The following is a 20,737-nucleotide window of genomic DNA, read 5'->3' as shown; positions in this document are numbered from 1 at the left end:
AGGCCGCCCGGCGGGACATCACCTGCTACATCGAATTCTGGTACAATCGCAAGCGCCTTCATTCGGCCGTGGGTTACCGCCCTCCGCGCGAAATCCACGCCGAGTACGAGAAGTTGCGAATCGCCGCGTGAAATAGACAGTCAGACGCCTGTCCGGAAAACGCGAGGCCCCTCATAGACCACGAAGGCGGGGATCGAAGAGATTCCATGCCGGTCCGCCAGTCCGGGCTCCTCATCCACGTTGATCTTGACGATGTCCAGGACGCCCGCGTGTTCGGCGGCCAGCGCCTCGATGATGGGAGTGACCTTGATGCACGGCCCGCACCACGCGGCCCAGAACTGGACCAGGACGGGCCGCTCCGCCTTCAGTACGCGGGCGGGAAATGTCTGCTCGGTGACACTGTCCACGGGTCCGGTGGACTTTGCTGCCATGGTGAGACTCTCCTTCTTGGTGGGTTCGTGTATGCGCGTGGCTCCCGGCGGGCCCGGACGGCATGTGCCGGGAGACGGCTGGCGAAGCGGCCGGGGTCAGTCGGACAAGGCGGCCTGCGGGGCCGACTGCAGGGCCGACTGCGGGAAGTGCTTGGGCGTCCGGGACGTGGGTCTGCTGTTCTCCACGGCACGCTCGATGTCTTCCGCGACGAGGTCATGGTTGAGCGCGAACGCGGCCGCGGCGCCCTGCCCTGCTGCGGTGATCACGAGCGCCTTCGCGTCGGATACGTTGCCGACCGCCCATACCCCGAACACGCTGGTCCGGCCCGCAGTGTCGGTGGTTACCCAGCCGTTCTGGTCCCGCTCGCACCCCAGGCCGGTGAGCAGGGTGTCGTGCGGCACCATGTGCGGGAAGAGGAAGACCGCGCAGCGGGGGTAGACATGGCCCTCGGCCAGCTCGACGCCGCGCAGTCGGTCGCCTTCCGTCACCAGGCGCTTGATGGCGCCATCAGCGACAGTGATTCCGCGGGCGGACAGCTGTTCGCGCTCCTCCGTGCCGAGGTCCAGGGTGTGCGCAAAGAAAACAATGTCGTGCGACCACTGTCGCAACAGCAGCGCGTGCTGCACCGCGCCCGCGTGGGTGCCCAGCACTCCGATGGGCTGGTCGCGTACTTCATACGCGTGGCAGTAGGGGCAGAACAGCAGGTCCCTGCCCCACCGCTCGCGTACGCCCGGGATCGCGGGAAGCTCGTCCCGCAGTCCGGTGGCCACCATCACCCGGCGGGCCCTGAGTACCGCGCCGCCGTCCAGCCGGACGTAGAAGCCGAGGTCGATCTCATCCACACGGCTCTCGAACAGGTCCACCCCGTAGCCGGTGACCTCGGCCCGCCCCACCGCCAGCAGGTCGGCCGCAGGCACCCCGTCCCGGGACAGGAAGCCGTGCATATGCGCGGCAGGAGCGTTGCGCGGCTCTCCCGCATCGACCACCGCAACCCGGCGGCGGGACCGGGCCAGGACCAGGGCGGCGCTCAGCCCTGCCGCGCCCGCGCCCACAACCACCACGTCATACACGCCATCGTCAGCAGGGGAGTTCTGCGGATTGTTTGTTGTATCGCTCATGGCAATCACCTCCGCCCCGAGCGTGCATCCCTAACCGAGACATCAGCAAATGAACTTGCCATTTCCGCAAGTATCGCCCTGCCCTGCCCTGCCCTGCACGATGTTCACGCCGAACGCCTCCTCCCGTTCCCGCTCGGGCGGGGACAGTTCGAGGGTCTGCGCGAGGAAGACGATGCCCTCGCTCCACTGGCGCAGAAGCAGGGGCTGATGCACAGCATCCGGGTGTGTGCCGAGGACGGCGAGATGCTGGTCTCGGACCTCCGTTTTGCGCTTTGAGCAACTTCTGTTGCCGTTTTCGGAACGGCTTGGGTTGAATGGGGTTCATGGACGAGCAATCCCCCGTTGCCGCCACACTGGCGCAGGTCGGCGCGCGGCTCCGACACATCCGTACGCAGCGCGGCGTGACCCTGTCCGCACTGGCCGAGGCCACGGGGATCTCCACGAGCACACTTTCGAGGCTGGAATCCGGCCAGCGCCGCGCGAGCCTCGAAATGCTGCTGCCGATCGCGCAGGCCCACCAACTGCCGCTGGACGAGCTGGTCGGGGCACCCGAGGTCGGCGACCCCCGGATCCACAGCAGACCACGCGTGCGCAACGGCCGGACCCTGATTCCGCTGACCAACCGGCCGGGCCCCTTGCAAGCATGGAAGTCGGTCATCCCGGCCGCCCAGAACCGGCCCGAGCCGTGCACGCATGAGGGGTACGAGTGGCTGTACGTCCTGTCCGGACGTGTACGGCTCGTCCTGGGCGAACAACACTTGGTCCTCAAGCCGGGAGAGGCCGCCGAGTTCGACACCCGCCTGCCCCACTGGTTCGGGTCTGTCGGTGACTCGGCCGTGGAGGTCCTCAACCTCTTCGGCGGCCAGGGAGAGCGCGTACATGTCCGCGCCGAACCTCGCTCCCGCTGAACGCCACGTCCCGCCGGACGGGCATACGGCATGCTCAGTTCGGGGTTCGGAGCTCTGGTCAGGGCGGCGACCAAAGGCCCCCTTCCTGCGGATAGCGAGGTTGTCGGGAACAACTCCGGACAACCACGCGCTGGGGGCCACCTCGGACCGTATGCGGTTCGTGGGGCCGCGACGCGGCCCTGTCCGAGCTGCCGGGCAACATCCGCGGCGTTCCGAACGGTCACCAAGCGATTCCGGCAACACCGCTGCGCGGGCGCCGCGTTGTCCGAGCGCCTATGTTCCTGTGTAGTCCGGACCGGCCGGCCTTTCAGCCGGACGACCTCCTGGTCGCTGCCCAGCTCTCCACACACACCACGCCGGCAGAGCTCTCCGGCCACAGCACTGGACATCAGCCAAGCCAGTCGACTCTGTTCTCACGAAGCTGCCGCGTGCAGATACTCCCGGGAACTCTCCTCCTGGCAAGGCCGTTCAACCGGCATGCCGCACAACCAGAACGCCCCCGTCGTACGCCCCATCACCGACGTCGACATCCCCGCCGCCGTCGAGACCCTGACCCGGGCCTTCGCCGACTACCCCTACACCCGGCACGTGGTCGCCGCAGACGACCACGAGGACCGGATCCGGCGCTTCCAAGAGCTCTGCTTGACCCGCGTCGGAATGGTGTACGGGCGCGTGTGGGTTGCGGACGAGGGCCGCGCCGTCGCTGTCTGGGCCGCTCCTGACCAGGACCCTTCGCCCGCTTTTGCTGAGGTCGGCCCGTTGCTTGGCGACCTCGCCGGTGACCGGGCGGCTGCATATGAGTCTGCGGAGCAGGCCGTCGCACCGTACCGGCCGCAAGAGCCGGCGTGGTTCCTCAACACGGTAGGAGTCGCCCCTGAAGCCCAGGGGCAGGGCCTTGGTAGTGCAGTGCTCGTCCCAGGCATCGAGGCGGCTGCACACGCCGGGTACCCGGCGTTCCTGGAGACCTCCAGCGAGCGGAACGTGAAATTCTACGAGCGCCTCGGCTTCAAGGTGACAGCCGAGATCTTGCTCCCCGACAACGGCCCTCGCACGTGGTGCATGCGCAAGGACCCCCGCTAGGCCCTGTCGTTTGGATCAGGCCGGAACAAACAACGGCCTCGAGAAGGCGCCCGCCCCAGCAGATGCCCTTCTCACTGCGGATGCGGGCACGTTCCTTGCGGTCGGCGGCCAGGACATCGTGGTGGCGGGCGTTGGCGCGAGCGCCCGGCCTGGGATGCAGGGTGGCAACGCCGCTTCCGACTCACCGAGCCGGGAGATGCTCCGGGAGGCCGTCAGGAGGACGGAGCCGACGGGCCCGTCGGGGTCAAGCTCGGGACCTGGCTCGACAACACCCGCAAACGCGCCGACACACTCACCCAACAACGCCGCACCGACCTCAACGCCCTCGGCATGCGCTGATAGAGCGGGCGGAACAGGGGCAGCGCGGGGACACTCGGCGCGTTGTGCTCCTCGCCTCTGCTGTCTTCCGGGACGAGCTCGGGGTTTCAGCCAACGTGCGGGGGCCTTTCCCCGATGGCCCCGGCACTGGTCACTCCTCGCCGCCCACCTGGGTGATGCGGTCGTCGCCGATACGCTGCTGCACATCCGTCAGCAGGAGGTGGAGCAGTTCCGTCAACCTGTTCCGCTGGTCGGGGGCGAGTCCTCCGATCAACTCGGCCTCGCGCAGGAGCACTTGGTCCACAGTGGCCTCGACAAGATCGTGCCCGGCCCCGGTCAGGGCGATCTGGACGGTACGGGGGCGCCCGGTGCCGGGCTGCCGAGTCACCAGCCCCTCCCGCTCGGCGCGGGCCACCCGTTGGGAAATGGCTCCCGCCGTGACCAGGGCACGCCGCCCGAGTTCGCGGGTGCTCAGGGTGTACGGGGGGCCGCTGCGGCGCAGAACGCTGAGCAGGTCGAGAGTCGCGGAGTCCACCCCGGCACGTGCCAGCACCCGGCGCCGGTCGTCGCCGAAGAGCTTGGCGAGCTGCCAGATGGGCGTGACGATCCCGATCGAGTCGGCCGGAGTGCCAGGGCGCTCGCGCTCCCATGCGGCGGCGATGTCCTGCGCGGAATCGCGCCCCGCACCGTCCTCGCCGTTTGTCGTCAAGGGTTCCTTTGCCACGGCCTCACTCCCACCTGTACGTTTAGATCTAAATTTAGACCTCAATGGAGAAGAATCGGAGTCAGCATATGACACGCACCATCATGGTCACCGGTGGCGGTACGGGCATCGGCCGGGCGACCGCCCGGCTCTTCGCGGAGCAGGACGAGACGGTGATCGTCACCGGTCGCCGCCCCGGTCCGCTCCATGAACTGGCGGCGGAGTCCGGCGTCCGCGCGCTGGTGTGCGACCACACCGACCCCCGGGCGCTCACCGCCCTCCTGTCGGAGCTGCCGGACCGGATCGACGTCCTCGTGAACAACGCGGGCGGGAACACCGACTTCGACAGCGATGGAGCGACGGACCTGGCCGCATATGCCCGGGACTTCCGCGCCAATCTGGACGCGAACCTGGTGAGTGCCGCACTGACCACGAGGGCGCTGTACGAACGGCTCTCCCCCGGCGGCGCGGTCGTCCACATCGGCTCGATCGCCGCCGACCAGGGCGCCGGTTCCTACGGGGCCGCCAAGGCGGGGCTCGCCACCTGGAACCTGGATCTGGCCCGCGAGCTCGGCCCACGCGGCATCACCGCGAACGTAGTCTCGCCCGGCTACATCGCCGACACGGAGTTCTTCCGCGACTGTCTCCCGGACACCCGCCGCACCGCCCTCGTCTCCGCCACGGCGACGGGCCGCGCCGGTACTCCCACGGACATCGCGACCACGGTCGCCTTCCTGGCCTCCCCCGGGGCCCGCCACATCACGGGCCAGGTGCTGCACGTGAACGGGGGCGCACACGGGACCCGCTGATCGGGGCGGGATGCGCGGGGGCCGCAACGGCCGGCCCGCCGACTGCTTCGGCGAGCGCGCTGCCCTCCCGGGGCCGACGGGCGGCCAGGAGAACCCGTGCCTGGACCCTCTCGATGGCACTGCCCCGGAAATCCGCGTCGCCGCCGAGCACCCCGTCGAACCCGAGAACCCGGGCCCCCGCCGCCGCCCCCACAACTGAGGTTCCTATCACCACCGCGAACTGCACCCTGTACCGGGAACGGAGCACGACGGTCCTCCCGGAACTGCCGGTCGCCCCGTTCTGCGCGAGCGGGCGCAGGTCGGAGAGCTCGGTGTGGAATGGGCCTGACACCACCCGCCGGGGTCGCCCGGATCTTGGGTTCAGCGGCCTGGGGGCGGGGGCGATCCACTGAGGTGGTACCGGTGGTGACCAAGGGGATGGGGTGTGAGGTGCGGCCGGTGGGACGGGGTGCATTCGATGATCAGGAGTGCGACGTCGTCGGCGGGGTGGCCGCCGATGTGGGCGAGCAGATCGCGGTGGATGTGGTGCAGCAGAGTATCGGGACTGGTGGTGGGGAAGGAGGCGACTCGTTCGGCGAGCGGGTAGAACGCTCCGGACGGCGAGCGGGCTTCGATGACTCCGTCGGTGTAGAGGACGAGCATGTCACCGCATGTGAGGGTGAACGGGTCGATGCGGTCGTCCTCGATCGGTCGTTCGTACACGCCCAGCGGAGGCAGCGGCTGTCGGGCATGCAGCACCGTGACCCGCTGATCGTGCACCAGCAGAGGCGGGGGATGCCCGCAGTTGATCATCTCGGCGGCCGACGGGGCGTCGTCGGGGATCTCCAGGACGAGGCAGGTGATGAAGTGCTCGCCGGGGTCGTGCTCGGTGTCCGCCACGTCCTCCAGGTTCCGGGAGACGCTGTCTTCGAGGGCAGTTACCAGCTCGGGGAGGGTGGCATACCGGTGAGCGCCCTCACGGAATGCCCCCAGCACCAGCGAGGCCTCACCGATGGCGGCCAGCCCGTTGCCCCGGACATCGCCGATGACCACCCGGGTCGCGGCATGCGCGGCGCGGGCGAACGCAAACAGATCGCCCCCGATCTCGGCCTCGTCCTGCGCGGACATATACAGCCATGCCACCTGCAACGGCCCGATCCGGCGTGGCGGAGGCCGAAGCAGAACCCGCTGAGCCGTCTCCGCCACGGAGCGTGCCAGGCTCAGCGCCCGGTCGCGCCGCTCCCGCACAAACCGCATGAAGACCACCAAGGCGGAGAGCACGGTCAGCGCGATGATCTGCGCCAGGCGGTTGGGCGTGGTCAGTGCGCCGAGGAAGACAGCGATGAACACTTGGGCCGCCACTGCCAGGACCCCGGCGAGAGCGGTGAGCCGTGTCCCGGCGAGGGAGGCGGTCAGAGCGGGCGCGATGACCAGCAGGGGGCCCAGCTGGACATCGCGACCGGTGTAGATATCCAGCACGGTGATCGTCACGATCAGCACGAACGGGATCCCCACCAGACCACGGCCTGATGGGGGCTCCAGGAGGTGATCCCACGAACGTCGCACACCCATATACCCCTCATGCTCCATCGATTACGCACCCCCAGCCAGCCGACGAGCACGAGTCGGGTCTTCTCTCAGGCCGTGCAAGCGCTGGTCGTGCGCTGGACCGGCGAGGAGTTCGTCGTCACCGAGCCCGGGACACGGCCGTCGTGAGCGGGCGGCAGGGCCCCGCCCGGAGAGCCGGCGGGGCCCTGCCGGTGCGGCTGGGTCGGCCGCGGCCGGCGTCTCCGTGATGCGATCACACCCGCCCCGCACAAGGATCGGACTACGGTTACGGACAGTGGCCCGGCCGCGCCCTGCCACGCCTTGAGCGGGGAACTCCTCCCGGGGCTCCGGTCCGCATCCCGGGGCCGCGGCGGTGGTCGACTCCAGTCGGGGACGTCACTCCGGCGGTCGTCCTCGCCGAGGATGGCGAGCATGTCCGCCAGGCTGCCCGCGAGGTCGACCGGGCTACGGAAGCCGGAGCCGGCTACACGCAGACCGGCGGGTCCGGGTAGGAGCACCCGGCGTTGGTGTCGCCCTCGTACGTGATGCCCCCACACCGCAGCCCCCGGCCGACGCGACTCAGCCCTGGTGCCTGAAGCTCGCAGGCCCGACGACCTGCGGTATCACGGGCTCCACCTGTACAGGACGAGCTCGTTCTCTGAGCGTTCAGATGTCCGGTCGGGCCGACTCTCTCCGTATCGGCCGGCTTCGCGTCCTCCTACCCTGCTGTCCGGACGGTGCCGCGGGCCTCGTACTCCAGCATGGCCTCCAGGTCGGTCGCGGCGTCGGCGCCGAGTTCGCGGCGGCTGAGCCAGAGGGCGAGTTCGAGGCCGGAGGTGATGCCGCCGGCGGTGACGAGGTCGCCGTCGTCGACGACGCGGGCGTTCTTGAGGAGACCGCCCTGCCGCTCCAGGTCGGGCTTGGCCTTGTTGTGGGTGGTGCAGGGGCGGCCGTGGGTGAGGCCGGCGGCGGAGAGGAGGATGACGCCGGTGCACAGGGCGCTGATGGTGAGGCCGGGGCGGGTGGCGGCAGCAAGGGCTCGGGGCAAGGTGCCGCGGTCGATCTCGGCCCAGACGCCGGGACTGTCGCGACGTGCGTAACCGCCGCCGGGGACGACGAGAATGTCCGCCGCGTCCGGGGCCCAGTGGTGTATGCCTCGGATCACCGTGCCGTAGGCAGCGGTCACCGTGCGGGCTCCGGTGGCCGACACGTAGCGGACCTCGACCGGGCGCGGGGTGAAAGAACCCGGCAGCCGAGAAGACCTCGTACGGGGGGCGAAGTCCGCCCACTGCGACAAGACGATCCGCTCGGCAAGTAATCCCGGTCTTCCCTGGACGAGCGAGGGAACACTCTGCATGATCAACTGGTGACCACCCCAGAGACCATCGTCGAACGCCAGCTCGCCGCCTACAACAGCCATGACCTCGAAGCCTTCGCGGCGACGTACGCCCCCGACGTCTGCATCAACCGCCGCAGCGGCGACCTGCTCGGGCGCGACGCCGTGCGGGAGGCGTACGCCGACATGTTCGCCAAGGGCCGCTGCCGGGCCGAGATCGTCGGCCGACTCACCGAGGGCGACTGGGTGGTGGACCACGAGATCGCCCACGGCATCACGGACGACCCCCTCCGCGTGCTGGTCGCCTACCGGGTCCGCGACGGCCTGATCGACCACGTCGACTTCCTCGGCTGATCGCCGGACCTCCTTGACCGAACGAACCGTCAGAGGGTGTTCGGTGCTCAGCCCTGGCTGCCACGGGTCACCGGTCTCACGTGGAGTGGCCCTCGACGGCCTGCCGGAAGCGCCTTGTTCTGTGCCCCGGTTCGGAGCGCTGAACAGGTCGGCTTCCATCTGGACGTTCCCGCGGAGGATTCACCACCAAGATTCACCTCGTCACCGAGGGGCGATGCCGGCCCGTCACCTTCGTCCTGGCAGGTCAGCGGCGAAAGTCTCCCACCTCCGCTCGGATCAACAGCGCCTCACGGCACAAACTCCGCGTTCGTCAGATCCCCCGGCTCATGAAGCCAGCCTGCCCCGACACCCCACTCGGATCAGGAGATCCGAGAAACCGTGCCTAGCCGTGCATCGCGGTGCTGTAGACGTACATGGCGATCACACCGGCGACGCAGGCGATGATCACCCATGAACCGAAACCGGTGTGTTTCCCACTGCCTTTGGGCCGCGCGGCCTTCCCGGAGTGATTGAACCGCCCGGGCGCTGCCCGCGGCACGACCAGCGCCGCATCGGCCGCCGTCTCGGCGAGCAGGCGACGGCAGGTCGCGGCGAGCACGTCTGTAGTGGCGGAGAGGGGCACCACGGCCTCCGAACGCGCCGGAGCGGTGGTGCCGCCGTCCAGGATGCGCCCCGCGCGTACGAGGATCTCGTCCCGGCCGCCCGCCGGAGCGAGGCTGATCCACCGCCGTACATGCTCACCCCGGATGACCACACCGCCGGACCGCTCCCGGTACACGGTGTGTTCCCGCCACAAGATCTCCGCCAACTCACCTGCGATGTCCCTCAGTTGTGCGCTCACAACCCCTCCCCCTCCGCCTCACGGCGAATCGAACAAGCATCGCACTCTAGCGGTAGGCGCAGAGGGGGCCAGCAGTCCCCCCAGAGGCCGCACCCGCCCCCGGGCACGGATCTAGCCCGAGCCCAGACCAGCCCCTGACCGCTGCTGGGAGCACACAACGGCGCGAAGGGGTACGAGTACCGGTGTGGCGAGTGAGCGGATCCGGTGGCCGGTCGTCGTGGGCCGGGCCCGGGAGATCGTGTAGAGCTACGAGGGCGGTGTCAGGCTGCGCCAGGTCATGTACCGCCTCGTTTCCGAGGACGTGCTGCAACCCGATGCTGTCCTTCGGGTGCCGAGCCCCACCAAGGGGGAGACACCGCACCGGCCGGTCCGCGCCCTCCCGCCATCAGTTCGCCGGGCTGGATCTCGGGCATGCTGCCGTCGGCGTCGACCAGCTGCCGAAGGACAGCGGGCCCAACGCGCTCGCCGACGATGTCCTGCGCGAGGCGGAAGGCCAGCTGCCCATGACGCTGGAGGGCACCGTGCGCTGCATCCAGAACCGCGCCCGCCTCGTTCGCGCGCTGTATGAACGCTTCGGTCCGGCCGGAGTGCGGGAGCTTGTCGTGCGCTGGAGCGGCGAGGAGTTCGTCGTCACCGGGCCCGGGGCACGGCCCTGAGAGGGCGGGAGGCCCGCCCGAGGGCCGGCGGCCCCTGTCGGCGTGCGCGACTCCGGCCGGCGTCTTTGTGATGCGATCACGCCCGACCAGCATGAGGATCGGATTACGGGCGGTGGCCCGATCGCGCCCCTGTCCCTGCCTGTGTGCGGGAACAGCGCCCCTTCCCGGCGCTCCGGTCCGCTTCCCGACCAGGACCTCGCGGCTCGTGTCATAGAGCATTGCGCCGACCAGCAGGTTCCGGGTTCTCTCAGGTGCGTTCCGACGCCTTTTTCTCAACTCCATGGCATTTCCTCCGGATGGTGTCAGGGGCGCACGGCCTCGATACAGAGGCTGACCATCCGATGGACACCGACGACATGATCGGTGATCTGCATTTCCGTGGGCAAGCCGAGGTCCGTGAGGTACTTGCGGTAGTAGAGCCATCGCACCTTCAAGGATGCGATCGTCTTCATATGTGAATCAATGGGCTGTTGCCGCGGCCAATCCCCCAAGGCCGTGATCAGGTAAAAGAGGCTGCCTAGCTAGGAGATAGAAAGCCGGCCCGCCGACACTCACGGCCATGGCCGCCAGAGCCGATGTCCCGTCCACTGCCTTCTGAGTGCCGCCTCGCGCCAGCTGCAAGCTGATAGCCACCTGATCGGCGTGGATCTCCTTGCCCGGTGTGTCGTCCCGCACGTCGTGGCATTCCAGCAAATGGGCAAGTTCGTGCGCCACGATCGCCCAACAAAGATGAAATCCACTTCACGGGCTGGCCGGGCGTAGGGGATGAAGTCCCGGTTGATGGCCTGCCGAGCAGCCACCGGCGAGTATTTACGGATTCGAGAAGCGGCGGGCAACCGCCTGGGCAGCGGGCCGGCGGCCCGATCCGCGCGCGGCCCGCATCGCCCGATTGCGCGACCTCAACCAGCGGCTCACCAGCAAAATCACGCGAACTCACACGAACTCACACGGAGTTCAACCAGCTCAAAGAACACCATCGACTCCTTCTGTCCGTCCTGGCCGCCAAGGACGACGAGCTGCAGCGGCTCCGCCGCGAGCTGAGCACGTTCAGCCGCGCCTCTCCAGCAGCCGTCCCGGAATCGCGGCAGGGGGACGGCCCCGGCGGCGTCGTCCCCCTGCCCCGTCATGATGTGTGGTTTCCACACCTGCCGAGCCGGGAGACGGCCGACTGCTCGGTCGCTCCCACCTCGCCATTGCGTCTCACGCCCCGGCAACTCCGTCGATGCGCTCTCGGATCAGATCGGCATGGCCGTTGTGACGCGCGTACTCCTCGATCATGTGAACCATGATCCAGCGCAGGGAAACTCCCTGATCTCCTACATGACCAGCCTCCTGCTCGGACAGATGCCCGGAATCGTCCAGCGACGCGGCGGCGATAAGCTCGCGGCCCCGAGCGATCTCCGTCTGCCAGGCAGTCACCGCCTCTTCGAATCCTCGGTCCGGATCAAGGGCAAAACCGTCGCCATTGCTCTCCCCAAAAACCGGGGGCAGGTCCTGGCCTGCAAACACACGCCGGAACCAGTTGCGCTCCACCTCGGCCAGGTGCTGGACGAGGCCCAGCAACGTCATCGACGACGGTGCCGAGGTCAGTCGCAATTGATCATCTTCGAGGCCCGAGCATTTGAGGGCGAGAGTCGCACGGTGAAAGTCGAGCCACGCCTCCAGCATGACTCGTTCGTCAGCATGCGCAGGCGGGATCGGACGTCCATCCGGGGTCGTATTCATGACCGCACCCTGCCAGAAGCAGTCCTGACCCTACGACCGTCTTCGCCGGCGATGAACACGCGGTCGCGCGTCGGGGAACGCGGATTCGAGATCGACGTGCTGGAGATCCGCGCCCCCCGCCGGTCCTCGGGCTGTCGGAGGAGGCGCTGCGGCGCCGGCACCTCGCCCTGTTGCGGACCGCGCTCCTGGAGCACGCGGCGAGGTGGAACCTGCGCACCGTCATGACCTTCCGCCAGAAGGTCGAGGAGGCCGCGGCCCTCGCGGAGAAGCTGCCGGAGACGGCCGCGGAGCTGTACGTCACCGACGCGTCGGATGAAGACCTGGTGAGGTCGGAGGACCTGCCGAAGCGGAGGACCTGCCGAAGTCGTCGATCGACGCGGAGTTCTACGAGCGGAGGCCGGCCGCCACGTCCCGCCGGACCGGGTGGGGTCGGCCTGGCTGTGCGGCAGGGCCTAGCTCGATGCCCGGCTCCGTCAGCGCGATCATCACCTCCTCACGGTCGAGGAACCCCACCGTCGCTTCATACAGCGAAAACCCGTCGCAGTGCAGCAACGCCGTGCTCCCACGGACGGCGGTGGACCGCGACGGGGAAGACGGTCCGGCCGGTGTCATCCGCCTGGTCCACGCAGTGGGCGTATCGAAGGCACACCCCACGTAGCCTCTCTCCCGTGCCAGCCTCCCGCCTGTATCGCGTCGCCGTACTTGTGCTCGAAGGTGCGAAGCCGCTCGATGTCGGAATTCCCGCGCAGGTTTTCGCGACCCGCGCGAGCATGCCGTACGAGGTGCGGGTGTGCGGGGCGGAACCCGGTCTCGTGACCGGCGGCGATGGCCTGTCGTACGGCGTCGCCCACGGCCTTGACGCACTTGCGTGGGCCGACATCGTCTTCGTCCCCGGTTACCGGTTCCCGGACCGCGACGACCCCCCGCGGGCCGTCCTCGACGCACTGATCGCCGCCCATGCCCGGGGCGCGCGGCTCGCTGCCATCTCGACGGGCGCCTTCGCGCTCGCCGCCACGGGCCTGCTCGACGGCAAGCGCGCCACGACGCACTGGCACTACACGCGGGCACTGGTGGCACGGCATCCGCTCGTTCAGGTCGACGAGAACGTTCTGTTCGTCGACGAGGGCAGCGTGCTGACGTCGGCCGGCGCCGCCTCGGGCATCGACCTGTGCCTGCACATCCTGCGCGGTGACCTCGGAGTGGCCGCATCGAACCATGCGGCCCGGCGCCTTGTCGCGGCCCCCTACCGCAGCGGCGGTCAGGCGCAGTACGTGCCACGCAGCGTGCCCGAGCCACTCGGTGAGCGGTTCGCCGCCACCCGCGAGTGGGCGCTTCACCGACTCGGCGAGCCCCTCACCCTCGAAGCGCTCGCCCGGCATGCGGCGGTGTCGCCGCGCACGTTCTCGCGTCGCTTCGTCGAGGACACGGGATACACGCCGATGCAGTGGGTCATGCGCGCCCGCGTCGACCTGGCCCGTGAGCTGCTCGAATGTTCGGAGCGGAGCGTCGAGCAGATCGCCACCGACGTCGGTCTCGGCACCGGTGCCAATCTGCGGTTGCACTTTCAGCGGATCCTCGGCACGACGCCGAGCGAGTACCGGCGCACCTTCACCCAGGGTGAGTAGTCCGCTGCCACCTGGCGAGATCCTTTTGAACCGTGGCGATCATGCCGCTGTCGCGGGCGGATGCAGCACGCGAAATTGATGGTGAACCGAAGGGACACCATTCATGACTCGCATCGCCATCAACGGATTCGGCCGCATCGGACGCAACGTGTTCCGCGCGCTGCTCGAGCGCGACAGCGACCTCGAGGTCGTCGCCGTCAACGACCTCACGGAGCCCGTCTCCCTCGCGCGGCTGCTCGCCTACGACACGACGGCGGGCCGGCTCGGTCGCCCGGTGACCGTCGACGGGGACGCCCTCGTTGTAGCGGGCCGTCGCATCACGGTGCTCGCCGAGCGCGAACCGGCGCAGCTGCCGTGGGCCGAGCTCGGCGTGGACATCGTGCTTGAGGCGACCGGCCGCTTCACGTCGGCCAAGGCCGCCCGCGGCCACCTCGACGCGGGCGCGAAGAAGGTGCTCGTCAGTGCTCCGTCGGACGGCGCCGACATCACGCTCGCGTTCGGGGTCAACACGGATGCGTACGACCCGGACATGCACACCATCATCTCGAACGCCTCGTGCACGACCAACGCACTGGCACCGCTGGCCGCGGTGCTCGACGACCTCGCCGGCATCGAGCACGGCTTCATGACGACGGTGCACGCCTACACGCAGGAGCAGAACCTGCACGACGGTCCGCACCGTGACGCCCGCCGGGCCCGTGCCGCCGCTGTCAACATCGTGCCGACCACGACGGGCGCCGCCAAGGCGATCGGCCTCGTACTGCCGAACCTCGACGGCAAGCTGTCGGGTGACTCGATCCGCGTGCCGGTCCCGGTGGGCTCGATCGTCGAACTCAACACAACCGTCGCCCGCGACGTGACGCGCGACGAAGTGCTGGCTGCATACCGCGTCGCAGCGGAGGGGCCGCTCGCCGGCGTACTCGAGTACTCGGACGACCCGCTCGTGTCGTCCGACATCACGGGCAATCCCGCTTCGTCGATCTTCGACTCGGCCCTTACCCGCGTCGACGGGCGCCACGTCAAGGTGGCCGCCTGGTACGACAACGAGTGGGGCTTCTCGAACCGCGTGATCGATACGCTCGAGCTCCTCGCCACCCACTGACCAAACGCCAGGGCGGTACCTCACGTCCGGCGACCGCGCCGCCCAGCACCTCCTGTGAGCGCTCTAGGCCCTGTCGTCGAACTGCCGTCGTCGCCCGGAGGGCGGCCGCGCGGCGTCCGGTGCGTGCGATCGCAAGGCGCCGGAATGGTCTCGTAGCGGAGCTACCAGGGCATTTCGGCAACGCCGCGAGCGTGCGTGCCAGACGCCGCACGGCAGACGGCAGACGGCAGTTCGACGACAGGGCCTAGTTGACCAGCCGGGCCGGCTGGAGCGCTCAGTCACAAACGGATGACGTCGCCGGGCGGCCGGTGCCAGCCTGATCGCATGACTGGACTACCGCAGCGACGGGTGTACGGATCGGACCACGACGATCCCGACCCCTACGAGCAGCCCGGCCGCGAGTACGTCGAGCTCGTCGGCGGCGCCCTGGACGGCCAGCTCGTCGATGTCACCCACGCAGCGACCCGTCCGTCTGGAAAACAGGGGGCGGCGGCCGGACCCGGCTCGCACTGAGCCTCCGCCAACTCGAAGTCGCTGGTCAAAGGGCTGGCGTGACCGGTTCTCGGGGTACTCGCGCTGGTCACGGGCGGCTGTCTGAGGCTGTCTGAGGAGTAGATCTCCCGTCAGCGGTCGGTTTGCGGGTTCTTGTTCGCTGTGTCCCGGTGTCCCGGTGTCCCGGTGTCCCGGTGTCCCGGTGTCCTCCTACGATCCGGTGCATGGATCCCGAGTTGTCGGAATGGATCACCGCGCGGCGCGCGGAACTGGATGAACTCGAAGAGCGGCTGGCCAAGGAGCTGGCGGAAGCAAGGGCCGAGCGGGACGAACTCGCCGTCGCCGAACGCGTCCTTGAGCGGGTGAGCAAGCAGTTGGCCGACGAGCGCGCCTCGGCCGCGCCGGTACCCGGCCAGGCGGGTGGTCGGGCGGTCATGCTGATCCCGCACCGCGCGCCGGACGTGGAGGAGAGCACGCGCCCGTCGGACTACCAGCGCATCCTCGCCGCCGTGCGGAAGGCCGCCGGACCGGTCATGGCCCGGCAGGTCGGCGAGATGCTGGGGGTGGACGTCAGCGTGCGGGGCAAGCTGGAACCGCTGCGCGAGAAGCCGAACTCCGCACCAACCCCGCTCGTGCCACCCACCTCCTGCGCGCTCTGCTGGTCCTGACGAACCCCGAAGTCAACCGTTGACTGTCTCGATGGGTGGGGAGATCCCCATGCAGGAAGTGGGGTTGGCTCCACTGTCGATACGCGCTCCAGCTGGATTCCTCGCTGCTGCGCTGATCCGTAGGTTCGACGTCATGACGCTCTCAACCAGGCACTCACCGCTCGTCAACCGGCGACGTGGTCTGTTCATCTTCCTCGGTGTCGCTTACATCGGCATGTGGGCGGCCATGTCACCACTCCTGGCCAGCGGTTACCAGCGCGGCGACGCACGCGAGGAGACTGGTGCACTGGAGCAGGTGTGCATCGCGGCCGCGATGCTGGCGCCTGCCCTCGCCGCAATCCTCGTCGTCCGCTGTGTCGAGCGCAGCGGCCGGGTGCGGGACACGCTCGCCCTGCGCTGGACGAAGCCCTGGGGGCGTGCTGCACGGGCGTGCCTGATGGCTTTCGTCGTCCCCGCCGGCCTCACCACGGCTGCTCTTGTCATCGGCACCTTCGCCGGCCGCTACCCGTTCGGTGGAGTGCACTGGAACGGGCTCGGCGCGTGGGCGGCCGCAGCGGTGCTGAACATGCTGGTGTCGCTTCCGCTGTTCTTCGGCGAGGAACTGGGCTGGCAGGGCTACCTTTTTCCGCGCCTCGCGCAGGACGGTGACCGCCGGAGCCTGATACGGGCGTACGCAATCACCGGCGCGGCCTTCGCCCTGTGGCACCTGCCCACGCTGCTGATGGGCGGCCAGTACCCAGGTCGGCCCTGGTATGTGTCGGTGCCCGCCATGCTGGTGAGTTGCCTCCTCGTCCTGCCCGTCTTCACATGGCTGCGTCTGCGCTCCGGCTCGGTCGTACCCGCCGTCATCGGCCATGCGTTCGTGAGTTCGGTGAGTGTCGAGATGGTCAAGGAGTTCGCCGATTCCAAGGCAGCACTGGATCCCCTGCACATGAGCATGGCCGGATGGCCCGGCTGGATCGTCACAGGCGCGTTCGTCGCCTTCCTGGCGCTGACCGGCCGACTCCAGCCATCCTTCTACACGGCCCGAACCGTCCCTCGCCCCGCATCGATCCGCAAACTGTAAGTGCGTGTTCGGCGGGGCCGGCCACGGGCCGAGCCACCAGGGCCTGGTCAAGGCGGTGCGGGCTGAAAGTACACGACCAGGTGCTCATCCACAGTGCGTGAACCCATTGACGTACGCCCCACGCACCGCACCCGTCCAGGGCGGAGCCACGCAAACGGACACTGGTCTTCCCAACCTGAACGTCCATGTCGAAAGCACGCTGACAAACGATCTGCTCCGCAGACTGCCGCACACGACCAGCGCGAGGATGAACCAGGCGGTGAAGCACCCTGCGGTGATCAAAGTCCAGCGGGGGCCGGCGAAAGCGGCAATGACGACCAAGGCAGTGATCGTGACGGCGAGTCCGATGTGGCCGCCGTCGATATCCGCGCCGGACCTGCTGCTACTTGTCATCAGGGTCTCCCGATGCAGAGCACTCTGCTGTCGGTCGACCAGACGTAGGCATCGGGCACCTTCGGGAGGGGACCCGTCACGAATGCGCGTTCTGGGCCGAAATGCTCAGCCGGCACTGGTAGCAGTTCGTCAACTGTCAGGACATGCAGGCTGATCGGGGCTGTCATGACCACGCACTATGGGCGCCCGCTCTCACGAACGGTCGGATCGGGCGGTGCCGGATCTCATGCGTGGCCCATCGGCCGGCCTGACGATCGGTGCCGGCACGCACGTATGTGGTGTCGAGCAAGCCGGCGTCCGCCGACGAGGGCGAGGGCGAGGGCGAGGGCGAGGAATCGATCCCGCCGGGCACGTACCGGGCGAGGGGCAGCATGAAGGACTGCTACTGGGAGCGGACGACGGAGTCGGGGACGTCATCGACAACCGCCTCGCCGGACCACGCCTGCCGATGGGCGACGAGTGCCTGGTGGAAGCCGCCGGACGCCATGTCCCGGGTCTTCACCGGTGTCTCGGGCGCGGCCTGCCCGCTGCCGGAACGATGTGGGCCGTGCGGAACTCCGATACCGCGGGCGCGCCGACGGGCAGGACCCGAACGGTGCGGACCGCCTGAGTGCTGCGGTCCGGAGTCCTCGTTCGTGCTGGGCGTTCAAGGCGCAGATGTCGTATCCAGGCTTGCCTGCGTTGATGAGGGCGATGGTGTTGCGGAGTTTGCGCCTGATCGCCACGTCGGTGAAGAGTCCCTGTCCGGTGACGTCGTGGCACTGGCCGACCGCCACTGCCACACGCACATCCGTCCTGCCGACCGGCATGAGCGTGCCGAACCCTGGCGCTGCGGCACCCCGGGTGCGGAGCCAGCCTCACAGCGTCCGGGGGCGTTGTCCGAGGTAGTGGTTACGATCCCGGTCATGCGTCTTGAAGATCAGCTGGACAGGCTGGCGGAACTGGGGCTGCCGCTCGCGGCCGGCCGGACCGTGGACGAGTTGCTGTACTCGTGGCCGCGGGAGGCATACGAGCGCAAGCCGTTCGACCTGGTGCTGTTCGCGCTGGGCTGCGCGGTCGAGGACGAGCCGTGGGAGCGGTGGTTCTGCGACCGGGCATGGCACTTCGACACCGAGTGCGTCCGCGGCCGGGGTTCGTACGTGGCGATCGCCCGGCAGCTGTGCCGGATCGCCGGCCTGCCGGACGCCCTGTCCGGCCTGCGGGACCATGTCGACCTCGGCGCGGAGGAGGCGTGGATCGAATACACGGCCGACGGCCGGCGGGTCAACTGGCCCATCGAAGTCAGGGACGACTGGGCCGACCTGATGGTCGTGAGCTATCTCATCGACGAGCTGGAACACGGAGACCGGCGCTTCCATGTCCGGCACAACGGCCAGGCCATGACGCTCTTCTTCCTCGACGACGACGCAGCCGCCCGGCTCAACGCGCTGACCGGCGGACAGACGGTCGCCCCCTTCCCGGGGTAGCGGCCCCGCTCTCCCGGGACACAGCCATCCCCCACAAGGTGAACCGGGGTCCACCACCAGGTTCCCGTGGACATCTGGGATGGCTCGACGTCAAGGCCCTCGCCGCCCTCGTCGGCGTCACCCGCACCGGCTTCTGCCCCAGACGGAACCGGGATGGCACCCGTCAGGTCCGGCACCCGCCGGCACCTGGCTGTGGAGTTCGGCAGGCGACTGCGAGAGCTGCAGGCAGCCGGACAGATCGTCGGCCCGCGCAAGGCCCGGATCGAACACCTCAAGAAGGCGAACGGGGAGCTGGCCGTGCGGGTTGTGGCACGCGACGAGCCGATCAAGGAGTTGACCGCCTCAAGACGCCGGCGATCTTACGGCTGGCTGCGCAGCACGAGGAGTCCTTGACGTGGATCTTCGTGCCCAGTCGGAGACGTGTCCGACCGCGATCAGGCCGGCGATGACGCCCAACGCGTACACGGCGAAGATGTAGGTGATCGTCAGCGGCGACAGCGCGTGCCGCTCGGCGTAGAGCACGTACAGCGGGGTGGGAACCGTCGAGAAAGCCATCGTGGTGAAGAACGCAATAGCGGCCCCGCAGCCAGCCGAAGCGGACGGCATCAGGCGGTTGCGGATCACCAACGCCGATCTGCAGTGGCACGTCTGCGTCGCCCGGTTCCGGGAGCGGCCCGCGAACGCCGCCACGCGAACGTTCGAGGCGATCACAGCAGGGCGCCGCGGCCGAGAGGTGACCCGGGCGGAACGATCGGCTCATTCAGGCGCCCGGACGGCAGTGGCGATGCCGGGTCCACTCCGTGGAACCGGCGCAGGCGGGAACAGCAGTCGGCGCCCCCGACAGCCTCTGAGGCACACGCGTCGACTCTTGAGTACTCACAGCGTGATGTCCGTGGCTGGTTGCGTCATGTGGTCACCTTGGCGATGAACGCCGTGAGGTTCGTAACGGTCCGCAGAATCTTCTCCTCCAAGGTGAGCGACTCGTGGAGCCGTGCACCGATGCCCGCGTCTTTCTTGCCTCGCACGTACAGCGGGCAGGCGAGGTCGCTGCATATGTAGGCGCCCACCGAGTTGCCCTGCTGTCCCGCCTTGCCTGCTTTCGCGGCGACCATGAGTGAGACGCCGCCGGTGTGGGTGGTCAAGCACATCGAGCACATGCTGCTCCGCGTTTGCCAGGGGGTGTTGGTGGGGCAGCGCAGGGCGAGTGCTGTCGGGCGGCCGTCCAGCTCGGTGGCGAGGTAGGCCCGGTGGGGGGCCTGGGGGTCCCTCCAGCCGAGGAAGTCCAGGTCGTCCCAGGGCCGCTCGGCCAGGTCGTGGGGGATGGACAGGCGCTTGGCCTCGCCCTTGGTGCAGTTCACGAAGGCGGTGCGGATCTCCCGCTCGGTCAGAGGTCTCATAAACCGCAGGCTAGTTTGCCTAAAACCTTTAGGCAAACGCATAATGGTTATCGCCAGATCGGAGGAAGATTATGGTTAGAGTAGGACTGACACCGGAGCGCCTGACCCTGGCGGGGGCGGAGCTGGCCGATGAGGTCGGTTTCGATCACGTGACCGTCTCGGCGCTCGCCCGGCGGTTCGACGTCAAGGTCGCGAGTCTGTACTCGCACCTGAAGAACTCCCAGGAGCTCAAGACCAGGATCGCGCTGTTCGCGCTGGAGGAACTCGCCGACCGGGTCGCCGATGCCGTGGCCGGACGTGCCGGCAAGGACGCCCTGTCCGCCTTCGCGGATGCCTACCGCGACTACGCCCGGGAGCACCCTGGTCGCTACGCCGCCGCCCGTCTCAGGCTCGATCCCGAGACGGCGGCCGCCAGCGCCGGGGTGCGGCACGCACAGATGACGCGGGCGATCCTGCGCGGCTACGACCTGACGGAGCCGGACCAGACGCACGCGGTCCGAATGCTGGGCAGCGTGTTCCACGGCTACGTCAGCCTGGAGCTGGCCGGAGGCTTCGAGCACAGCGCCCCCGACGCGCAGGAATCCTGGGCCTGGATCGTGGACTCCCTCGACACTCTGCTGCGAAACCGCGCTGCACGCTGACCGGATGAGAGGCGCACCGCCGGAGGCAGTCGCCCGTGCCGGGCACCGAAGCATCTGATGCCGGGCGCCGAAGCATCTGA

Annotated in this window: 23 protein-coding genes and 3 pseudogenes; 14 read left to right on the top strand and 12 right to left on the bottom strand. The window is 68.7% G+C overall.

Features of this window, described 5'->3' with window-relative positions; translation table 11 throughout:
- Window positions 1–140: 140 nt before the first annotated feature.
- The 3 genes from ACFVX4_RS25270 to ACFVX4_RS25260 all read right to left on the bottom strand — a co-directional run bounded on the left by ACFVX4_RS25270 (window position 141) and on the right by ACFVX4_RS25260 (window position 1,763).
- Complete coding sequence (locus ACFVX4_RS25270) at window positions 141–431, bottom strand: thioredoxin family protein (RefSeq protein ID WP_389981073.1); 291 nt, start codon at window positions 429–431, stop codon at window positions 141–143.
- 96 nt (window positions 432–527) lie between these two features.
- Window positions 528–1,550 carry an NAD(P)/FAD-dependent oxidoreductase gene (locus tag ACFVX4_RS25265; RefSeq protein WP_389981071.1) on the bottom strand — a complete coding sequence of 341 codons (1,023 nt, stop codon included), beginning with the start codon at window positions 1,548–1,550 and terminating at the stop codon, window positions 528–530.
- A gap of 42 nt (window positions 1,551–1,592) precedes the next feature.
- Window positions 1,593–1,763 carry a hypothetical protein gene (locus tag ACFVX4_RS25260; RefSeq protein WP_389981069.1) on the bottom strand — a complete coding sequence of 57 codons (171 nt, stop codon included), beginning with the start codon at window positions 1,761–1,763 and terminating at the stop codon, window positions 1,593–1,595.
- Window positions 1,764–1,873: 110 nt separating this feature from the next.
- Here ACFVX4_RS25260 and ACFVX4_RS25255 point away from each other — a divergent pair, with 110 nt between their 5' ends.
- The 3 genes and pseudogenes from ACFVX4_RS25255 to ACFVX4_RS25245 all read left to right on the top strand — a co-directional run bounded on the left by ACFVX4_RS25255 (window position 1,874) and on the right by ACFVX4_RS25245 (window position 3,538).
- Window positions 1,874–2,458, top strand: coding sequence for a helix-turn-helix domain-containing protein (locus ACFVX4_RS25255; RefSeq protein ID WP_389981067.1), 585 nt, complete (start codon window positions 1,874–1,876; stop codon window positions 2,456–2,458).
- Window positions 2,459–2,631: 173 nt separating this feature from the next.
- Window positions 2,632–2,811, top strand: a pseudogene (locus ACFVX4_RS25250) (hypothetical protein); the annotation flags it as partial.
- A gap of 124 nt (window positions 2,812–2,935) precedes the next feature.
- Complete coding sequence (locus ACFVX4_RS25245) at window positions 2,936–3,538, top strand: GNAT family N-acetyltransferase (RefSeq protein ID WP_389981065.1); 603 nt, start codon at window positions 2,936–2,938, stop codon at window positions 3,536–3,538.
- A gap of 40 nt (window positions 3,539–3,578) precedes the next feature.
- Here the strand turns inward: ACFVX4_RS25245 and ACFVX4_RS25240 are convergent.
- Window positions 3,579–3,674: pseudogene (locus tag ACFVX4_RS25240) on the bottom strand (integrase); the annotation flags it as partial.
- A 333-nt stretch (window positions 3,675–4,007) separates the two neighbouring features.
- Window positions 4,008–4,565: a MarR family winged helix-turn-helix transcriptional regulator gene (locus ACFVX4_RS25235; protein WP_385322876.1), complete on the bottom strand. Its 558-nt coding sequence runs from the start codon at window positions 4,563–4,565 to the stop codon at window positions 4,008–4,010.
- An 83-nt stretch (window positions 4,566–4,648) separates the two neighbouring features.
- Here ACFVX4_RS25235 and ACFVX4_RS25230 point away from each other — a divergent pair, with 83 nt between their 5' ends.
- On the top strand, window positions 4,649–5,368 hold the full coding sequence (locus ACFVX4_RS25230) for an SDR family NAD(P)-dependent oxidoreductase (RefSeq protein ID WP_389981062.1): 720 nt from the start codon (window positions 4,649–4,651) through the stop codon (window positions 5,366–5,368).
- A 360-nt stretch (window positions 5,369–5,728) separates the two neighbouring features.
- Here the strand turns inward: ACFVX4_RS25230 and ACFVX4_RS25225 are convergent, their stop codons facing one another.
- Both ACFVX4_RS25225 and ACFVX4_RS25220 read right to left on the bottom strand, forming a co-directional pair.
- Window positions 5,729–6,847: a PP2C family protein-serine/threonine phosphatase gene (locus tag ACFVX4_RS25225; protein WP_389981060.1), complete on the bottom strand. Its 1,119-nt coding sequence runs from the start codon at window positions 6,845–6,847 to the stop codon at window positions 5,729–5,731.
- Between the two features lie 766 nt (window positions 6,848–7,613).
- Window positions 7,614–8,252 (bottom strand): DJ-1/PfpI family protein, encoded by a 639-nt coding sequence (locus ACFVX4_RS25220; protein ID WP_389981058.1) that lies wholly within the window; start codon window positions 8,250–8,252, stop codon window positions 7,614–7,616.
- A gap of 9 nt (window positions 8,253–8,261) precedes the next feature.
- Between ACFVX4_RS25220 and ACFVX4_RS25215 the strand changes: the two genes are divergently transcribed.
- Window positions 8,262–8,585 carry a nuclear transport factor 2 family protein gene (locus ACFVX4_RS25215; protein WP_389981056.1) on the top strand — a complete coding sequence of 108 codons (324 nt, stop codon included), beginning with the start codon at window positions 8,262–8,264 and terminating at the stop codon, window positions 8,583–8,585.
- Between the two features lie 382 nt (window positions 8,586–8,967).
- Here the strand turns inward: ACFVX4_RS25215 and ACFVX4_RS25210 are convergent, their stop codons facing one another.
- On the bottom strand, window positions 8,968–9,426 hold the full coding sequence (locus ACFVX4_RS25210; RefSeq protein WP_389981054.1) for a hypothetical protein: 459 nt from the start codon (window positions 9,424–9,426) through the stop codon (window positions 8,968–8,970).
- Window positions 9,427–9,740: 314 nt separating this feature from the next.
- Here ACFVX4_RS25210 and ACFVX4_RS25205 point away from each other — a divergent pair, with 314 nt between their 5' ends.
- Window positions 9,741–10,082, top strand: coding sequence for a hypothetical protein (locus ACFVX4_RS25205; RefSeq protein ID WP_389981052.1), 342 nt, complete (start codon window positions 9,741–9,743; stop codon window positions 10,080–10,082).
- A gap of 302 nt (window positions 10,083–10,384) precedes the next feature.
- Here the strand turns inward: ACFVX4_RS25205 and ACFVX4_RS25200 are convergent, their stop codons facing one another.
- Complete coding sequence (locus ACFVX4_RS25200; RefSeq protein WP_389981050.1) at window positions 10,385–10,534, bottom strand: hypothetical protein; 150 nt, start codon at window positions 10,532–10,534, stop codon at window positions 10,385–10,387.
- Between the two features lie 748 nt (window positions 10,535–11,282).
- Window positions 11,283–11,807 (bottom strand): DinB family protein, encoded by a 525-nt coding sequence (locus ACFVX4_RS25195; protein WP_389981048.1) that lies wholly within the window; start codon window positions 11,805–11,807, stop codon window positions 11,283–11,285.
- 81 nt (window positions 11,808–11,888) lie between these two features.
- On the opposite strand from ACFVX4_RS25195, the pseudogene ACFVX4_RS25190 reads away from it, so the two are divergent.
- From ACFVX4_RS25190 to ACFVX4_RS25160, 7 genes and pseudogenes are all read left to right on the top strand, one after another.
- A pseudogene (locus tag ACFVX4_RS25190) lies at window positions 11,889–12,254 on the top strand (helicase); the annotation flags it as partial.
- Between the two features lie 221 nt (window positions 12,255–12,475).
- Window positions 12,476–13,432 (top strand): GlxA family transcriptional regulator, encoded by a 957-nt coding sequence (locus tag ACFVX4_RS25185; protein ID WP_389981046.1) that lies wholly within the window; start codon window positions 12,476–12,478, stop codon window positions 13,430–13,432.
- 103 nt (window positions 13,433–13,535) lie between these two features.
- Window positions 13,536–14,534 carry a type I glyceraldehyde-3-phosphate dehydrogenase gene (gene gap / locus ACFVX4_RS25180; protein WP_389981044.1) on the top strand — a complete coding sequence of 333 codons (999 nt, stop codon included), beginning with the start codon at window positions 13,536–13,538 and terminating at the stop codon, window positions 14,532–14,534.
- Window positions 14,535–14,858: 324 nt separating this feature from the next.
- The gene (locus ACFVX4_RS25175) at window positions 14,859–15,047 is read left to right on the top strand and encodes a hypothetical protein (protein ID WP_389981042.1); all 189 of its coding nucleotides are present in this window, start codon (window positions 14,859–14,861) and stop codon (window positions 15,045–15,047) included.
- Window positions 15,048–15,250: 203 nt separating this feature from the next.
- Window positions 15,251–15,694: a hypothetical protein gene (locus tag ACFVX4_RS25170; RefSeq protein WP_389981041.1), complete on the top strand. Its 444-nt coding sequence runs from the start codon at window positions 15,251–15,253 to the stop codon at window positions 15,692–15,694.
- 133 nt (window positions 15,695–15,827) lie between these two features.
- Window positions 15,828–16,760, top strand: a complete 933-nt coding sequence (locus ACFVX4_RS25165; protein ID WP_389981039.1) for a CPBP family intramembrane glutamic endopeptidase — start codon at window positions 15,828–15,830, stop codon at window positions 16,758–16,760.
- 1,298 nt (window positions 16,761–18,058) lie between these two features.
- The gene (locus tag ACFVX4_RS25160) at window positions 18,059–18,619 is read left to right on the top strand and encodes a hypothetical protein (protein WP_389981037.1); all 561 of its coding nucleotides are present in this window, start codon (window positions 18,059–18,061) and stop codon (window positions 18,617–18,619) included.
- Between the two features lie 342 nt (window positions 18,620–18,961).
- Here ACFVX4_RS25160 and ACFVX4_RS25155 read toward each other — a convergent pair whose 3' ends face one another.
- Complete coding sequence (locus ACFVX4_RS25155) at window positions 18,962–19,243, bottom strand: hypothetical protein (RefSeq protein ID WP_389981036.1); 282 nt, start codon at window positions 19,241–19,243, stop codon at window positions 18,962–18,964.
- Between the two features lie 281 nt (window positions 19,244–19,524).
- Window positions 19,525–20,016, bottom strand: coding sequence for an FBP domain-containing protein (locus ACFVX4_RS25150; protein ID WP_389981034.1), 492 nt, complete (start codon window positions 20,014–20,016; stop codon window positions 19,525–19,527).
- 71 nt (window positions 20,017–20,087) lie between these two features.
- On the opposite strand from ACFVX4_RS25150, the gene ACFVX4_RS25145 reads away from it, so the two are divergent.
- Complete coding sequence (locus ACFVX4_RS25145) at window positions 20,088–20,657, top strand: TetR/AcrR family transcriptional regulator (RefSeq protein WP_389981033.1); 570 nt, start codon at window positions 20,088–20,090, stop codon at window positions 20,655–20,657.
- Window positions 20,658–20,737 lie beyond the last annotated feature (80 nt).

It is taken from the genome of Streptomyces sp. NPDC058240 (assembly GCF_042882135.1).
In the GTDB taxonomy this organism is placed as follows: Bacteria; Actinomycetota; Actinomycetes; order Streptomycetales; family Streptomycetaceae; genus Streptomyces.
Note: the sequence above shows the minus strand (reverse complement) of the source record. Positions and strands in the feature narration are given on the sequence as shown.

What these genes read in the sequence shown, in the direction of transcription:
- ACFVX4_RS25270 (WP_389981073.1), bottom strand. Translation starts at nt 431, where the DNA reads ATGGCAGCAAAGTCCACCGGACCCGTGGACAGTGTCACCGAGCAGACA.
- ACFVX4_RS25265 (WP_389981071.1), bottom strand. Translation starts at nt 1,550, where the DNA reads ATGAGCGATACAACAAACAATCCGCAGAACTCCCCTGCTGACGATGGC.
- ACFVX4_RS25255 (WP_389981067.1), top strand. Translation starts at nt 1,874, where the DNA reads ATGGACGAGCAATCCCCCGTTGCCGCCACACTGGCGCAGGTCGGCGCG.
- ACFVX4_RS25245 (WP_389981065.1), top strand. Translation starts at nt 2,936, where the DNA reads ATGCCGCACAACCAGAACGCCCCCGTCGTACGCCCCATCACCGACGTC.
- ACFVX4_RS25230 (WP_389981062.1), top strand. Translation starts at nt 4,649, where the DNA reads ATGACACGCACCATCATGGTCACCGGTGGCGGTACGGGCATCGGCCGG.
- ACFVX4_RS25220 (WP_389981058.1), bottom strand. Translation starts at nt 8,252, where the DNA reads ATGCAGAGTGTTCCCTCGCTCGTCCAGGGAAGACCGGGATTACTTGCC.
- ACFVX4_RS25205 (WP_389981052.1), top strand. Translation starts at nt 9,741, where the DNA reads ATGCTGTCCTTCGGGTGCCGAGCCCCACCAAGGGGGAGACACCGCACC.
- ACFVX4_RS25200 (WP_389981050.1), bottom strand. Translation starts at nt 10,534, where the DNA reads ATGAAGACGATCGCATCCTTGAAGGTGCGATGGCTCTACTACCGCAAG.
- ACFVX4_RS25195 (WP_389981048.1), bottom strand. Translation starts at nt 11,807, where the DNA reads ATGAATACGACCCCGGATGGACGTCCGATCCCGCCTGCGCATGCTGAC.
- gap (WP_389981044.1), top strand. Translation starts at nt 13,536, where the DNA reads ATGACTCGCATCGCCATCAACGGATTCGGCCGCATCGGACGCAACGTG.
- ACFVX4_RS25175 (WP_389981042.1), top strand. Translation starts at nt 14,859, where the DNA reads ATGACTGGACTACCGCAGCGACGGGTGTACGGATCGGACCACGACGAT.
- ACFVX4_RS25170 (WP_389981041.1), top strand. Translation starts at nt 15,251, where the DNA reads ATGGATCCCGAGTTGTCGGAATGGATCACCGCGCGGCGCGCGGAACTG.
- ACFVX4_RS25165 (WP_389981039.1), top strand. Translation starts at nt 15,828, where the DNA reads ATGACGCTCTCAACCAGGCACTCACCGCTCGTCAACCGGCGACGTGGT.
- ACFVX4_RS25160 (WP_389981037.1), top strand. Translation starts at nt 18,059, where the DNA reads ATGCGTCTTGAAGATCAGCTGGACAGGCTGGCGGAACTGGGGCTGCCG.
- ACFVX4_RS25150 (WP_389981034.1), bottom strand. Translation starts at nt 20,016, where the DNA reads ATGAGACCTCTGACCGAGCGGGAGATCCGCACCGCCTTCGTGAACTGC.
- ACFVX4_RS25145 (WP_389981033.1), top strand. Translation starts at nt 20,088, where the DNA reads ATGGTTAGAGTAGGACTGACACCGGAGCGCCTGACCCTGGCGGGGGCG.